Here is a 13,757-nt window from a genome sequence, read left to right on the forward strand (position 1 = left end):
TGCTGGTGCTGGTGCTGGTGCTGGTGCTGGTGCTGGTGCTGGTGCTGGTGCTGGTGCTGGGGTCCGTGGCGGTGCTGGGGTCCGTGGCGGTGCTGGGGTCCGTGGCGGTGGCCGTGCGTCAGCCGCCCGTGCCCGTGCCGGTGCCGCAGCGGCACCCGGCGCGCCCGACCCGGCTGCCGAACAGGCCGCGGCCGCCTTCACGGCTGCGCTGCTGGCGCGCGCCGCCTTCGTCACGCCGGGTGCCCGCAGCCGGCGTGCGGCGGTGCGTCGGCCGGTCTGGCTGCTGGCCGCGCCCCAGCCGCTGGCCGAACGCGGCGAGCGCCCGCTGTGGCAGGGCCGGGCGCTGCGTGTGCTCGCCGGGCCGGAACGCATCGAGTCGGGCTGGTGGGACGGGGCGCTGGCGGCGCGCGACTATTTCGTCGCCCAGGCCGAGGACGGCGCACTGGTCTGGATCTACCGCGCCCGGCTGCCCGACGACGAGGCGGTCGAAGGCTGGTTCCTGCAGGGCTGGTTCGGCTGATGCAACCGGCACCCGCCATCAGGCCGCACGGCGCCGCCAGTTGGCGGCCAGGCCGGTCACGATGTGCTTTCGTTCGACCACGAAGTACACCGGTTGCCGCCTTCGCTCCCTGGACAGAGGGCGTCGCCGCAGTCGGGGCCACCTGGGGGTGGCCGCAGCGCGCCTCAGCCGAGCCGCTCGATCAGCCAGCGTTCGAGCGCCTGCAGTTCCTCGAGGCAGACCGAGTGCTCCATCGGGTACTCGTGCCATTCGACGTCGATGCCTTGGCGCTGCAAGGCATCGCGTGCCGCCAGCCCGCGGGCGATCGGCACGACGCCGTCGTCGCGCCCATGGGCCATGAACACCGGCACGCCGGCGCTGGCCGGATGGCGCTCGGCCGCGCTCGTCTCGGGCAGCGGCAGGTAACCCGAGAGCCCCGCCAGCCCGGCCAGGCGGTGCGGCGAGCGCAAGCCGGCACCAAGCGTCACCGCGCAGCCTTGCGAAAAGCCGGCGAGCACGATGCGCGAAGCCGGCGTGCCGCGCGCGATCTCACGGTCGATCAGCGCCAGCACCGCGGCGAAAGACTCGCGCAGCCCGGCCTCGTCCTCGCGCCGCTGCAGGTCGGTGACGAGGATGTCGTACCAGGCCCGCATGCGGTAGCCGCCGTTGATCGTCACCGGCCGCACCGGCGCCCGCGGCAGCACCCAGCGCACCGGGCCGACCGCATCCAGGTGCAGTTCGTCTGCCATCGCCAGGAAGTCGGTTCCGTCGGCCCCGAGCCCGTGCAGCACGATCACCGTGGCCGCCGGCGTCACGCCCGGGTCGAGTTCGATCGTCTGCAGCACCATCGTGTCTCCTCGGTCAGTCCAGTCCGCCGGCATCGTGTGCCGCGGTGAGCCTTCGCCGCCTACTCAGTCGGCGACCTGGGCGCCAGAGCAGGCACCACGCGCCCCTGCTTGCATGCCCACAGCACCCCCAGCAGACTCCGTGGATCCGGCTCTGCCGGTCCACTGGCGTCGCCCCCCTGGGGGGGAGCGCGCGAGCGCTCCGGGGGGGTCAATACGAAATGCCCATCGCCTCGCGCACGTCCTTCATCGTCTGCCGCGCCACCGTGCGTGCGCGCTCGGTGCCCATCTCGACGATCCAGTGCACCTGCTTGGGGTTGGCGGTGAAGGCGGCGGCGCGTTCGAACCAGGGCTTCTGCTCGGTGACGATGGCGTCGATCACCGGCTGCTTGCACTCCAGGCAGCCGATGCCGGCCGTCGTGCAGCCCTTGCAGACCCAGTCCTGGGTCGCCGCGTCGCTGTAGACCTGGTGCAGGGCCCAGACGGGGCACTTCTCGGGCGTTCCCGGGTCGGTGCGGCGCACACGCGCCGGGTCGGTGACCATGCCGCGGATCTTCTTCGCGACCGTGTCCGGCTCGTCGCGCATCAGCACCGCGTTGCCGTAGCTCTTGCTCATCTTCGCGCCGTCCAGGCCGGGCAGGCGCGCGTTCTCGGTGTACAGCGCCTGCGGCTCGACGAGGATGGTCTTGCCACTGCCCTTCAGGTGGCCGGCGAGCAGTTCGCCGTCGTGCGCCGTCCAGCCTTCGACGCTGGCGGCGGCCTTCTTCAGGATGCCTTCGCCCTTGGCCAGCGCCTCGGCGGCACCGGTCTCGCCGAAGGCCTTGCGCTGCTTCTCGAAGTAGCGCTGGTCGTCCTTGGGCAGCTTGGCCAGCGCCGCCGCCACCTGCTCGGTGAAGTCGGGCGCGCGGCCGTACAGGCTGTTGAAGCGGCGCGCGACTTCGCGCGTCAGCTCGACGTGCGAGGCCTGGTCCTCGCCGACCGGCACGTAGGCGGCCTTGTAGATCAGGATGTCGGCCGCCTGCAGCAGCGGATAGCCGAGGAAGCCGTAGGTCGCGAGGTCGCGGTCCTTGAGCTTCTCGATCTGGTCCTTGTAGGTCGGCACGCGCTCGAGCCAGCCCAGCGGCGTGCCCATCGCCAGCAGCGTGAACAGCTCGGCGTGCTCGGGCAGGCGGCTCTGGATGAAGATCGTGCTCTTCTCCGGGTCCAGGCCGGCGGCGAGCCAGTCGATCACCATCTCGTAGACGTTCTTCTCGATGACGTCGCGCTCTTCGTAGTGCGTGGTCAGCGCGTGCCAGTCGGCGACGAAGAAGAAGCAGTCGTACTGGTCCTGCAGCCGCACCCAGTTCTTCAGGGCGCCGTGGTAGTGGCCGAGGTGCAGGGAGCCGGTCGGGCGCATGCCCGAAAGAACGCGGGGTCGCATGGAGTTTTGCCGGGACAACGAAAGCGTCGATTGTCTCAGGTCGTCGTGGCCCGATCGCTACACTGCGCGGCCCATGAAACGCATCGTCATCCTGATCTCCGGCCGCGGCTCGAACATGGAGGCGATCGTCCAGCGCTGTGCCGCCGAGGGCTGGCCGGCGCGTGTCGCAGCCGTCGTGTCCAATCGGCCGGACGCATCGGGACTGGCCTTCGCCGCCGCGCACGGCGTGCCGACGGCGGTGGTCGACCACCGCGCCTTCGCCGGCGAGCGCGAGGCCTTCGACGCCGCGCTGGCTGCCGAGATCGACCGCCACGAGCCCGAGCTGATCGTGCTCGCCGGGTTCATGCGCATCCTCGGCGACGCCTTCGTGCGCCGCTACGCCGGGCTTTTGCTCAACGTGCATCCGTCGCTGCTGCCGGCCTTCCCGGGGCTGCACACGCACCGGCGCGCGCTCGAAGCCGGCTGCAAGGCCGCCGGCGCCACCGTGCACTTCGTGACGCCCGAACTCGACCACGGCCCGATCGTGATGCAGGCCGTGGTGCCGGTGCTGCCGGGTGACGACGAGGCGGCGCTGGCCGAGCGTGTGCTCGCCGCCGAACACGTCATCTACCCGCAGGCGGTGCGCTGGTTCGTCGAAGGTGCGCTCAGCGTCGAAAACGGCGTCGTGCACCAGCGCGACGGCCAGGCACAACTGCTCGTCTGAGGCGGCCCCGGCCGGTGCGTGCACGCCCCGACTCGGGGCGCGGTGCGCGCTCACGGGATAATCGCGCCCCTATGCATCCGAACGCCCTGCTCGACCTCGCCACCGATCTGCTGCGCAGCGTGCTGCGCCTGGACCAGCCGGCCGACGCCGTCGTTTCCGCGTTCTTCCGCCAGCACCGCGCGCTCGGCAACCGCGAACGCCATGCGATGGCCGAAACCGCCTACGCCGTGCTGCGTCAGCGCCTGCTGCTCGCGCACCTGGCACAAAGCGGCAGCGGCGCGCTCGAACGCCGCCTGGCCATCCTCGCCTGGCAGGGCAGCGACAGCTTCCTGCGCGGCGCCCTCGGCCCGCACGAACAGCAGTGGCTGGCCCAGGTGAAGACGGTCGACCGCACGACGCTGGGCGAGAAGCTGCGCCACAACCTGCCCGACTGGCTGGCCGGGGCGCTGCAGGCGCAACTGGGCGAGGAGTTCTGGCCGCTGGTGCAGGCACTGGACGCCGGTGCGCCGCTGGACCTGCGCGTCAACGCGCTGAAGGCCAAACGCGAGGACGTGCTGAAGGCGCTGGCCGACGCCGGCATCAAGGCCGAGCCGACGCCGTTTTCGCCCTGGGGCCTGCGTGTCGACGGCAAGCCGGCGCTGAACAAGCTCGAGCTCTTCACCGGCGGCAGCATCGAGGTCCAGGACGAAGGCAGCCAGCTGCTGGCGCTGCTCACCGGTGCCAAACGCGGCGAGATGGTCGTCGACTTCTGCGCCGGCGCCGGCGGCAAGACGCTGGCGCTGGGCGCGATGATGCGCAACACCGGCCGGCTCTATGCCTTCGACGTCTCCGGCCACCGCCTGGACAACCTGAAGCCGCGGCTGGCGCGCAGCGGGCTGTCCAACGTCTACCCGGCGCAGATCGCGCACGAACGCGACGAACGCGTCAAGCGCCTGGCCGGCAAGATCGACCGCGTGCTGATCGACGCGCCGTGCTCGGGCCTGGGCACGCTGCGCCGCAACCCCGACCTGAAGTGGCGCCAGTCGCCCAAGGCGGTGCAGGAACTGCAGGCCAAGCAGCAGGCCATCCTCGCCAGCGCGGCACGCCTGCCCAAGTCCGGCGGCCGCCTGGTCTACGCGACCTGCAGCCTGCTGAACGCCGAGAACGAGGAAGTCGTCGCCGCATTCGACGCCGAACATGGCCGCGACTTCGTGCGCCTCTCACCGGCCGAGCTGATGCGCGAGCAGGGAGTCGAACGCGCCGACGAACTGGTGAGCGCCGAATGCCTGCGGCTGTGGCCGCACCGGCATGGCACCGACGGTTTCTTCGCTGCCGTCTGGCAGCGCCGCTGAAGCTCTTCCGGCATTCGTCGCGCAGCGCTCTGGCGGTGGCGGATCTCACAAGTCGCGCCTGAAATCCCGGTCGATTCGCAAAGACCTTGCGAAATCACGGCCCCTACAATCGGGGTTGTTGATGTAACGCAAGGCTAGTGAACCGGATGATTTACCTGACGACACTGCACGACGGCCTGGTCGAGTGGCTTTCCAACGGGCTGCTCGACGCGTCGTGGTGGCAGATCCTGCTCACCGCGCTGGTGTTCACGCACATCACGATCGCGGCGGTGACGATCTATCTGCACCGGTCGCAGGCGCACCGTTCGCTGGACCTGCATCCGGTGGTCTCGCACTTCTTCCGCTTCTGGCTGTGGCTGACGACCGGCATGGTGACCAAGGAATGGGTCGCCATCCACCGCAAGCACCACGCGAAATGCGAGACCGTCGACGACCCGCACAGCCCGGTGACACGCGGCATCAAGACGGTGCTGCTGACCGGCAGCGAGCTCTACCGCGCCGAGGCCAAGGTCGGCGAGACGCTGTCCAAGTACGGCCACGGCACGCCGGACGACTGGATCGAGCGCCATCTCTACAGCCGCTTCAGCTGGCAGGGCGTGGCGCTGATGCTGATCGTCAACATGGCGCTGTTCGGTGCCATCGGCGCGACGGTCTGGGCGGTGCAGATGGCCTGGATCCCGATCAACGCGGCCGGCATCATCAACGGCCTGGGCCACTACTGGGGCTACCGCAACTTCGAGGCGGCCGACGCTTCGACCAACATCTCGCCCTGGGGCATCGTCATCGGCGGCGAGGAGCTGCACAACAACCACCACACCTATCCGACCTCGGCCAAGTTCTCGGTCAAGCGCTACGAGTTCGACATCGGCTGGGTCTACATCCGCGCGCTCGAGAGCATCGGCCTGGCCCGGGTGCGCAAGACGCCGCCGCGGCTGGCGCTGGGCGCGGTCAGGCCGGTGGCCGACAGCCAGACGCTGGAAGCCGTCATCGCCAACCGCTACGAGGTGATGGCCAAGTACGCGGTCGAGATGCGGCGCGCGGTGCGCGGCGAGCTGGCGCGCCTGAAGGAACAAGGTGCCCAGAACAGTGCGCACTGGCGCGATCTGGTGCTGGCCAAGGCCTGGCTGCACCGCGATGAAGACAAGATCCCGAGCGGCGTGAAGACGCGCCTGGCCGATGCCCTGAGCGAGAGCCCGAAGCTGGCTCAGCTGGTGGCGATGCGCGAGGAGCTGCGTGCGCTGTGGACACGCACCAACGTCTCGGCCGAACAGCTCGTCGTCGACCTGCAGGCCTGGTGCCGGCGGGCCGAGGGCAGCGGCATCGCTGCACTGCACGACTTCTCGCTGAAGCTGCGCGCGGCGCGCATCTGAGAACGGCTGCGGCCCGCGGGCCGAGCACGAAGAACGGGGCCTCGATGGGCCCCGTTTGTCTTTCTGCCGTGTGCCGGCTTGCGATCGGGCTGCCGAGCCCGCGGCACAAATGGCAACGGGGCCCGCGGGCCCCGTGTCAATCGTGCGTGGCCGCCTTGCGGGCGGCCGACGATCACTTCAGCTTCACTTCCTTGTACAGGACGTGCTTGCGAGCCTTCGGGTCGAACTTCAGGAATTCGAGCTTTTCGGGCGTCGTCTTCTTGTTCTTGCTCGTGGTGTAGAAGTGGCCGGTGCCCGCCGTGGACTCCAGCTTGATCTTTTCGCGTCCGCCTTTGCTGGCCATATCGATCTCCTAACGGGCTGTCAGATTTCGCCGCGGGCACGCAGGTCGGCGACGACCTGCTCGATGCCCTTCTTGTCGATCAGGCGCAGAGCCGCATTGGACACGCGAAGGCGCAGCCAGCGGTTTTCGCTTTCGATCCAGAAGCGGCGGTAGTGCAGGTTGGGCAGGAAGCGCCGCTTCGTTTTGTTGTTCGCATGGGAAACATTGTTTCCCACCATCGGGCGCTTGCCCGTGACTTGACAGACGCGTGCCATGACGCTTCTCCGGAAAGGTTCGAGGGTGATGGCCGCCTGCGAAAGATACCGAGGTCCCAGCGGACCCGGGCCATCAAAGGCAGCAAAGCCGAAAATTATAGCCCAGATTGCTCCAGGTACCGCTGTGCATCGAGTGCGGCCATGCAACCGGTGCCTGCGCTGGTGATCGCCTGGCGGTAGACATGGTCCTGCACGTCGCCCGCGGCGAAGACGCCGGGAACGCTGGTCATGGTCGCGAAACCCTCAGCGCCGCCCTTGGTCAGCACGTAGCCGTCCTTCATCTCGAGCTGGCCCTTGAAGATGTCGGTGTTGGGTTGGTGGCCGATGGCGATGAAGCAGCCGTTGACCTTCAGGTCCTCGGTCGAGCCGTCCTGGGTCGACTTCAGGCGCACGCCGGTGACGCCGCTGGCGTCGCCCAGCACCTCGTCCAGCGTCTGCCACAGGTGCAGCACGATCTTGCCGGCCTGCACCTTGGCCATCAGCTTGTCGACCATGATCGGCTCGGCGCGGAACTTGTCGCGGCGGTGGATCAGGTGCACGGTGCTCGCGATGTTCGACAGGTACAGCGCCTCCTCGACCGCGGTGTTGCCGCCGCCGACGACGCCGACCGCCTGGTCGCGGTAGAAGAAGCCGTCGCAGGTGGCGCAGCCGCTGACGCCGCGGCCCATGAAGGCCTGCTCGCTGGGCAGGCCCAGGTACTTGGCGCTGGCGCCGGTGGCGACGATCAGTGTGTCGCAGCTGTAGCTGCCGGAGTCGCCGGTGAGCACGAACGGGCGCCTGGAGAAGTCGACCGCGTTGATGTGGTCGAACACCATCTTGGTGTTGAAGCGCTCGGCGTGCTGCTGGAAGCGCTGCATCAGGTCGGGGCCCATGACGCCGTTGACGTCGGCGGGCCAGTTGTCGACCTCGGTCGTCGTCATCAGCTGGCCGCCCTGGGCGATGCCGGTGACGAGCAAGGGCTCGAGGTTGGCGCGGGCGGCGTAGATCGCGGCGGTGTAGCCTGCCGGGCCGGAGCCGAGGATCAGCACGCGGGCGTGGGTGTTGGTCTGGGTCATGGGAGTTCGAGAATGTCGCTGCGGGGTGCAAGACCCCTGCTCGCGTGGGCGCCTAACGTCGCGCCGATCCGACGCCGGAGGATAGCGCCCCGGAGGCTCGGCCGCAGCCGTGCGCGCTCAATGGGCACAATAGATCATTTCTTATCGCCGCCTACGCACCGCGCCGTGCGGCGCAGAACTACCAGAGGAGGTTCCCGTCGTGTCGATGCTGTCGAATCTGGATCTGATCCGGCGCGTGCCGTTGTTCTCGATGCTGACGGCCGAACAGGCCCAGGCGATCGCCGACAGCGTCGTCAAGCGCCGCTTCCGCCGCGGTGAACTGGTCGTCGAACAGGGGCGCAAGAGCAATGCGCTGTTCATCCTGCTCAATGGCCGGGCCCGCGTGCTCACGTCGGACACGCGCGGCCGCGAGGTCATCCTCGCGGTGCTGGAGTCCGGCGACTATGTCGGCGAGATGAGCCTGATCGACGGCGAGCCGCACTCGGCCACCGTGCGTGCCGAGATCCAGACCGACATGCTGGTGCTGCAGCGTGCCGACTTCGCGCGCTGCCTGCCCGAAGGCTCGACGCTGGCCTACGCCATCCTGCGCGGCCTGGTGCGCCGGCTGCGCAACGCCGACCGCCAGATCGAGTCGCTGGCGCTGCTGGACGTCTACGGCCGCGTCGCGCGCACGCTGCTCGACATGGCCGAGGACGACAAGGGCACGAAAATCATCCGCCACAAGGTCTCGCGCCAGGACATGGCCAAGGTCGTCGGCGCCTCGCGCGAGATGGTCAGCCGGGTCATGAAGGACCTGGAGGACCGCGGCGTCATCGAGACCCAGGAGAACGGCTCGGTGATCATCAAGGAACGGCTGCAGACCGACTGACACCCCTCGGGTCGGGGCGATCGGCCACAATGGCCGCATGACGTTCCCGCTCGGATCCCTGGGCGCCGGCACGGCCGCGGCCCGTTCGCCGCGCACGATCGAAGCTCCGGCCCGCTGGCGCCAGCAGGCGCTGCTGGCCCTCGGAGCCGTCGCCTGGCTGCTGCTGGTGCTGGCGCTGGCGACCTACCACCCGGCCGATCCCGCCTTCACCACTTCCGGCAGCGGCGAGCCGGTGCACAACCGCGCCGGGCTGCTCGGCGCCTGGGTTGCCGATCTCGCCTATTTCCTGTTCGGCTTCTCGGCCTGGTGGCTGCTGCCGGTGGGTCTGCGCGTCTGGCTGGCGACGCTGGCCCAGGTGCTGCGTTCGGGTGACGACGCGCCGGCCGAGCCGCCGCGCCCGGCATGGAGCTTCTGGCTCGGTTTCGTGCTGCTGATGATGTCCGCAGCCGCGCTCGAATGGACGCGGCTGTACCGGCTGGAGGCGCTGCTGCCGGGGCATTCCGGCGGCGTGCTCGGATACGCGCTCGGCCCGCTGTCGATGCGCTGGCTGGGTTTCGCCGGCTCGGGCGTGCTCTGGATCGTGATGCTGGTCGCCGGCATGTCGCTGGCGCTGGGTTTTTCGTGGCTGAAGCTGGCGGACAGGATCGGCGAACGGGTCGAAGGCCTGCGCGAACGCCGCGCCGAGGTGCGCGAGCAGGCCGAGGACCGCCGCATCGGCGAGCAGGCGACGCGCGAACGTGAACACGTCGTCGAGGTCGAGCGCCAGATCGTCGAGGAGCACGTGCCGATCGTCATCGAGCCGCCGGTCGTCGAGGTGCCCAAGTCCGAACGTGTCGCCAAGGAGCGCCAGAAGCCGCTGTTCGTCGAGCTCGCCGACACCAAGCTGCCGCAGGTCGACCTGCTCGACGCCGCGCCCGGGCGCCAGGAGAGCGTGACGCCCGAGTCGCTGGAGATGACCAGCCGGCTGATCGAGAAGAAGCTCAAGGACTTCGGTGTCGAGGTGCGCGTCGTCGCCGCGTCGCCGGGCCCTGTGATCACGCGCTACGAGATCGAGCCGGCCACCGGCGTCAAGGGTGCGCAGGTCGTCAACCTCGCGCGCGACCTGGCGCGTTCGCTGTCGCTGATCTCGATCCGCGTCGTCGAGGTCATCCCGGGCAAGAACTACATGGCGCTGGAGCTGCCGAACGCGCGCCGCCAGACCATCCGCCTGGCCGAGATCCTGGGCTCGCAGATCTATCACGACGCCGCCTCGCTGCTGACGATGGGCCTGGGCAAGGACATCATCGGCAACCCGGTCGTCGCCGACCTGGCCAAGATGCCTCACTGCCTGGTCGCCGGCACCACCGGCTCGGGCAAGTCGGTGGGCATCAACGCGATGATCCTCAGCCTGCTCTACAAGGCCGAGGCGCGCGACGTGCGGCTCATCCTGATCGACCCGAAGATGCTCGAGATGAGCGTCTACGAGGGCATCCCGCACCTGCTGGCGCCGGTCGTCACCGACATGAAGCAGGCGGCCAACGCGCTCAACTGGTGCGTCGGCGAGATGGAGCGGCGCTACAAGCTGATGAGCAAGCTGGGCGTGCGCAACCTCGCCGGCTACAACAAGAAGATCGCCGAAGCCCAGGCCCGGGGCGAGAGCCTGGGCAACCCGTTCAGCCTGACGCCCGAGCAGCCCGAGCCGCTGGAGCGGCTGCCGCACGTGGTCGTCGTCATCGACGAACTGGCCGACCTGATGATGGTCGTCGGCAAGAAGATCGAGGAGCTGATCGCGCGCCTGGCGCAGAAGGCGCGTGCCGCCGGCATCCACCTGATCCTGGCGACGCAGCGCCCCAGCGTCGACGTCATCACCGGCCTCATCAAGGCCAACATCCCGACGCGGCTGTCGTTCCAGGTCTCGAGCAAGATCGACAGCCGCACCATCCTCGACCAGATGGGCGCCGAGGCGCTGCTGGGGCAGGGCGACATGCTCTACCTGCCGCCGGGCAGCGGCATGCCGGTGCGCGTGCACGGCGCCTTCGTCAGCGACGACGAGGTGCACCGCGTCGTCGAATACCTCAAGACCCAGGGCGAGGCCAACTACGTCGAAGGCATCCTCGAAGGCGGCACGCTCGAAGGCGACGCCGACGCGATGCCCGAAGGCGGCCCCAGCGGCGGCGGCGAAGACGACTCGATGTACGACCAGGCGGTGCAGGTCGTGCTGCAGCACCGGCGGGCGTCGATCTCGCTCGTTCAGCGCCACCTGCGCATCGGCTACAACCGCGCCGCACGCCTGCTGGAACAGATGGAGAAGTCCGGCATCGTCTCGGCCATGGGCCACAACGGCAACCGCGACCTGCTGGTCCCGAAACGCGAAGAATGAAGAAGTACCTGATTGCCGCCGCGCTCGTCGCGGCCGCCGCGGCAGCGCATGCCGACGCCGTGCAGACGCTGCGTGCCTTCGTGCGCGACGTGAAGAGCGGCCGTGCCGAATTTACCCAGACCGTCACCTCGCCCGACGGCGCGAGGAAAAAAACCTCCAGCGGTCGCTTCGAGTTCCTGCGCCCCGACCGCTTCCGCTTCGGCTACGAGAAACCCTTCCAGCAGACCATCGTCGCCGACGGTCAGAAGGTGTGGATCTACGACCCCGACCTGAACCAGGTGAGTTCGCGCAAGCTCGCCCAGGCGCTGGGCGCGACGCCGGCGGCGCTGCTGGCCGGCGGCTCGCTCGATGGCGACTTCACGCTCAGCGACGCCGGCAGCCAGGGCGGGCTCGACTGGGCTCAGGCGACACCGCGCACCAAGGACGGCGCCTTCCGCTCGATGAAGGTGGGTTTCCGCGGCAGCGAACTGGCGGCCGTCGAGATCGTCGACGGTTTCGGTCAGCGCTCGCGGCTGGACTTCACGCGCTTCGAGGCCGGCGTCGCGCTGCCGGCCGAGCGCTTCCGCTTCACGGTGCCGGCCGGCGCCGACGTGCTCGAGCAGTAGCCGGCGCGGCCGGTTTTCAGAAGGTCTCGGCGTCCATCAGCCCCATGTCGGGGCTGCGCACCAGCGACTCGATGTCCAGCAGGATCAGCATGCGTTCGTCGTCGCCCGACTTCAGCGTGCCCAGGCCGGTGATGTAGGTCGCGTCGATCGCGCCGTTGAACTCGGGCGAGGGCTTGATCTGCTCGCCGCCGAGTTCGAGCACGTCGCTGACCGAGTCGACCACCATGCCGACGGTGCGCCCGCCGATGTTCAGGATGATGACGACGGTGAAGCTGTTGTACTCGGCGTCGGCCAGGCCGAAACGCACGCGCAGGTCGACGATCGGCACGATCACGCCGCGCAGGTTGACCACGCCCTTGATGAACACCGGCGCGTTGGCGATGCGGGTCGGCGGCTCGTAGCCGCGGATTTCCTGCACCTTCAGGATGTCGATGCCGTATTCCTCGGCACCGAGCTTGAACGAGAGGTACTCGCGCGCCGCGGCGGCGATCGCGGCCGCCTGAGCGGCGGCAGGGCTGGCGAGGGCGGTGCTCATGCGGGCTCCTTGCGTGGTTCTGTTGCGCGGTCCCGCCTGCGGTCGGCGGCCGTGGCGGCGATTCTGGTCGGGCAGGCGGCGCGTCAAAGCTCAAAAAACGCTGTCGACCGGCCCCAATTCCGGCTCGGCGACAATCGGCCATGGACGCCCAGGACAGCCTGTTCGCCGAAGACCCGCCGCCGCCCGCGGTGCCGGCCGATGCCGCGCCGCTGGCAGGCGTGCCGCTGGCCGAGCGCCTGCGCCCGCAGACGCTGGCCGAGGTCATCGGCCAGCAGCACCTGCTGGGCCCGGGCCGCGCCTTGCGCGTGGCCTTCGAGAGCGGCCGCATCCCGTCGATGATCCTGTGGGGCCCGCCCGGCGTCGGCAAGACGACGCTGGCGCGGCTGGTCGCCGGCTCGGTGCAGGCGCAGTTCATCGTGCTGTCGGCGGTGCTCGCCGGCGTCAAGGACATCCGCGACGCGGTCGAGCAGGCCAAGGACGCGCGCCGCCGCGGCCGCGCCACCATCGTCTTCGTCGACGAGGTGCACCGCTTCAACAAGGCGCAGCAGGACGCCTTCCTGCCGCACGTCGAGTCGGGGCTGTTCACCTTCATCGGCGCGACGACCGAGAACCCGTCGTTCGAGGTCAACTCGGCGCTGCTGTCGCGCGCCACCGTGCACGTGCTGAAGTCGCTCGGCGACGAGGACTTGACAGTGCTGCTGGACCGTGCCTGCACGCTGCTGCAGGCGCCGCCGCTCAGCGCCGCCGCGCAGCTGCGTCTGGTGGCTCATGCCGACGGCGACGCGCGCCGCCTGCTCAACGCCTACGAGAACCTGGTCGCCACCGCCGGCGATGTCGCCGAGTTCGACGAGGCGACGCTCGAGCGTGCCCTGGGCGAGATGCTGCGCCGCTACGACAAGGGCGGCGACCAGTTCTACGACACGATCTCGGCGCTGCACAAGTCGGTGCGCGGTTCGAACCCCGACGCCGCGATCTACTGGCTCGCGCGCCTGCTCGACGGTGGTGCCGACCCGCGTTATGCCGCGCGCCGCATCGTGCGCATGGCGGCCGAGGACATCGGCCTGGCCGACCCGCGTGCGCTGCGCCTGGCGCTGGACGCGGCCGAGGTCTACGAGCGCCTGGGGTCACCCGAGGGCGAGCTGGCCCTGGCCGAGGCCGTGGTCTATCTGGCGATCGCGCCCAAGTCGAACGCGGTATACAAAGCGTGGAACCAGGTGCGCGACCTGGTGCGCCGCGACATCAGCCGGCCGGTGCCGGACCGCCTGCGCAACGCACCCACCAAGCTGATGAAGTCGCTCGGCCACGGCGAGGGCTACCGCTATGCCCATGACGAGCCCGAAGCTTATGCCGCCGGCGAGCATTACCTGCCCGACGGGCTCGGCGGCCAGCGCTTCTACGAACCGGTCAAGCGCGGGCTCGAGGCCCGCATCGCCGAACGCCTAGCAGAACTTCGCACTCTCGACGATGCGGTGACTACGCCGCGGTGACAGTTGCGTTTCAGGCGAGAATCGCGCCCCAAGCGCGGCCACCAGCTTGTGCCAGCGGGGAGTCGGGCCCTGCTTTACATACA

Annotated in this window: 14 protein-coding genes; 8 read left to right on the forward strand and 6 right to left on the reverse strand. The window is 69.4% G+C overall.

The genetic code is table 11. The annotated features are described in order from the left end of the window. Window positions 1-262: 262 nt before the first annotated feature. Entirely contained in the window at window positions 263-520 is a 258-nt protein-coding gene (locus tag CKO43_RS06585) for a hypothetical protein (protein WP_242481078.1), read from the forward strand. A 164-nt stretch (window positions 521-684) separates the two neighbouring features. Here CKO43_RS06585 and CKO43_RS06590 read toward each other — a convergent pair whose 3' ends face one another. Continuing rightward, window positions 685-1,347 (reverse strand): alpha/beta hydrolase, encoded by a 663-nt coding sequence (locus CKO43_RS06590; protein WP_200378207.1) that lies wholly within the window; start codon window positions 1,345-1,347, stop codon window positions 685-687. Window positions 1,348-1,555: 208 nt separating this feature from the next. Continuing rightward, the gene (locus CKO43_RS06595; protein ID WP_200226368.1) at window positions 1,556-2,764 is read right to left on the reverse strand and encodes a tryptophan--tRNA ligase; all 1,209 of its coding nucleotides are present in this window, start codon (window positions 2,762-2,764) and stop codon (window positions 1,556-1,558) included. 73 nt (window positions 2,765-2,837) lie between these two features. On the opposite strand from CKO43_RS06595, the gene purN reads away from it, so the two are divergent. The 3 genes from purN to CKO43_RS06610 all read left to right on the forward strand — a co-directional run bounded on the left by purN (window position 2,838) and on the right by CKO43_RS06610 (window position 6,168). Further along, on the forward strand, window positions 2,838-3,467 hold the full coding sequence (gene purN, locus CKO43_RS06600) for a phosphoribosylglycinamide formyltransferase (RefSeq protein WP_200378208.1): 630 nt from the start codon (window positions 2,838-2,840) through the stop codon (window positions 3,465-3,467). A gap of 71 nt (window positions 3,468-3,538) precedes the next feature. Then, window positions 3,539-4,798: an RsmB/NOP family class I SAM-dependent RNA methyltransferase gene (locus CKO43_RS06605; protein ID WP_200378209.1), complete on the forward strand. Its 1,260-nt coding sequence runs from the start codon at window positions 3,539-3,541 to the stop codon at window positions 4,796-4,798. A gap of 146 nt (window positions 4,799-4,944) precedes the next feature. After that, window positions 4,945-6,168, forward strand: a complete 1,224-nt coding sequence (locus CKO43_RS06610) for a DesA family fatty acid desaturase (RefSeq protein WP_200226371.1) — start codon at window positions 4,945-4,947, stop codon at window positions 6,166-6,168. A 172-nt stretch (window positions 6,169-6,340) separates the two neighbouring features. Here the strand turns inward: CKO43_RS06610 and rpmG are convergent, their stop codons facing one another. The 3 genes from rpmG to trxB all read right to left on the reverse strand — a co-directional run bounded on the left by rpmG (window position 6,341) and on the right by trxB (window position 7,820). Beyond that, entirely contained in the window at window positions 6,341-6,511 is a 171-nt protein-coding gene (rpmG, locus tag CKO43_RS06615) for a 50S ribosomal protein L33 (RefSeq protein ID WP_009857054.1), read from the reverse strand. A gap of 20 nt (window positions 6,512-6,531) precedes the next feature. Then, on the reverse strand, window positions 6,532-6,765 hold the full coding sequence (gene rpmB / locus CKO43_RS06620; RefSeq protein ID WP_200226372.1) for a 50S ribosomal protein L28: 234 nt from the start codon (window positions 6,763-6,765) through the stop codon (window positions 6,532-6,534). Between the two features lie 95 nt (window positions 6,766-6,860). Further along, on the reverse strand, window positions 6,861-7,820 hold the full coding sequence (gene trxB / locus CKO43_RS06625; protein ID WP_200226373.1) for a thioredoxin-disulfide reductase: 960 nt from the start codon (window positions 7,818-7,820) through the stop codon (window positions 6,861-6,863). Between the two features lie 199 nt (window positions 7,821-8,019). Between trxB and CKO43_RS06630 the strand changes: the two genes are divergently transcribed. The 3 genes from CKO43_RS06630 to lolA are packed head-to-tail and all read left to right on the forward strand — an operon-like array spanning window position 8,020 to window position 11,652. Beyond that, window positions 8,020-8,688, forward strand: a complete 669-nt coding sequence (locus CKO43_RS06630) for a cyclic nucleotide-binding domain-containing protein (protein WP_200226375.1) — start codon at window positions 8,020-8,022, stop codon at window positions 8,686-8,688. Window positions 8,689-8,725: 37 nt separating this feature from the next. Next, the gene (locus CKO43_RS26205) at window positions 8,726-11,047 is read left to right on the forward strand and encodes a DNA translocase FtsK (protein WP_200226376.1); all 2,322 of its coding nucleotides are present in this window, start codon (window positions 8,726-8,728) and stop codon (window positions 11,045-11,047) included. Next, complete coding sequence (lolA, locus tag CKO43_RS06640) at window positions 11,044-11,652, forward strand: outer membrane lipoprotein chaperone LolA (protein ID WP_200226377.1); 609 nt, start codon at window positions 11,044-11,046, stop codon at window positions 11,650-11,652. Before CKO43_RS26205 ends, lolA begins: the two co-directional genes overlap by 4 nt. Window positions 11,653-11,668: 16 nt before the next feature. On the opposite strand, the gene CKO43_RS06645 is transcribed toward lolA, so the two are convergent. Further along, on the reverse strand, window positions 11,669-12,187 hold the full coding sequence (locus tag CKO43_RS06645) for a chemotaxis protein CheW (RefSeq protein ID WP_200226378.1): 519 nt from the start codon (window positions 12,185-12,187) through the stop codon (window positions 11,669-11,671). A 140-nt stretch (window positions 12,188-12,327) separates the two neighbouring features. Between CKO43_RS06645 and CKO43_RS06650 the strand changes: the two genes are divergently transcribed. Then, the gene (locus CKO43_RS06650; RefSeq protein ID WP_200378210.1) at window positions 12,328-13,674 is read left to right on the forward strand and encodes a replication-associated recombination protein A; all 1,347 of its coding nucleotides are present in this window, start codon (window positions 12,328-12,330) and stop codon (window positions 13,672-13,674) included. Window positions 13,675-13,757 lie beyond the last annotated feature (83 nt).

The sequence above is a fragment of the Rubrivivax gelatinosus genome (genome assembly GCF_016583785.1).
In the GTDB taxonomy this organism is placed as follows: domain Bacteria; phylum Pseudomonadota; class Gammaproteobacteria; order Burkholderiales; family Burkholderiaceae_C; genus Rubrivivax; species Rubrivivax gelatinosus_B.

Bases quoted from the DNA above. Each gene is read 5' to 3' on its own strand.
- CKO43_RS06590 (WP_200378207.1), bottom strand. From the start codon at position 1,347: ATGGTGCTGCAGACGATCGAACTCGACCCGGGCGTGACGCCGGCGGCC.
- CKO43_RS06595 (WP_200226368.1), bottom strand. From the start codon at position 2,764: ATGCGACCCCGCGTTCTTTCGGGCATGCGCCCGACCGGCTCCCTGCAC.
- purN (WP_200378208.1), top strand. From the start codon at position 2,838: ATGAAACGCATCGTCATCCTGATCTCCGGCCGCGGCTCGAACATGGAG.
- CKO43_RS06605 (WP_200378209.1), top strand. From the start codon at position 3,539: ATGCATCCGAACGCCCTGCTCGACCTCGCCACCGATCTGCTGCGCAGC.
- CKO43_RS06610 (WP_200226371.1), top strand. From the start codon at position 4,945: ATGATTTACCTGACGACACTGCACGACGGCCTGGTCGAGTGGCTTTCC.
- rpmG (WP_009857054.1), bottom strand. From the start codon at position 6,511: ATGGCCAGCAAAGGCGGACGCGAAAAGATCAAGCTGGAGTCCACGGCG.
- rpmB (WP_200226372.1), bottom strand. From the start codon at position 6,765: ATGGCACGCGTCTGTCAAGTCACGGGCAAGCGCCCGATGGTGGGAAAC.
- trxB (WP_200226373.1), bottom strand. From the start codon at position 7,820: ATGACCCAGACCAACACCCACGCCCGCGTGCTGATCCTCGGCTCCGGC.
- CKO43_RS26205 (WP_200226376.1), top strand. From the start codon at position 8,726: ATGACGTTCCCGCTCGGATCCCTGGGCGCCGGCACGGCCGCGGCCCGT.
- lolA (WP_200226377.1), top strand. From the start codon at position 11,044: ATGAAGAAGTACCTGATTGCCGCCGCGCTCGTCGCGGCCGCCGCGGCA.
- CKO43_RS06645 (WP_200226378.1), bottom strand. From the start codon at position 12,187: ATGAGCACCGCCCTCGCCAGCCCTGCCGCCGCTCAGGCGGCCGCGATC.
- CKO43_RS06650 (WP_200378210.1), top strand. From the start codon at position 12,328: ATGGACGCCCAGGACAGCCTGTTCGCCGAAGACCCGCCGCCGCCCGCG.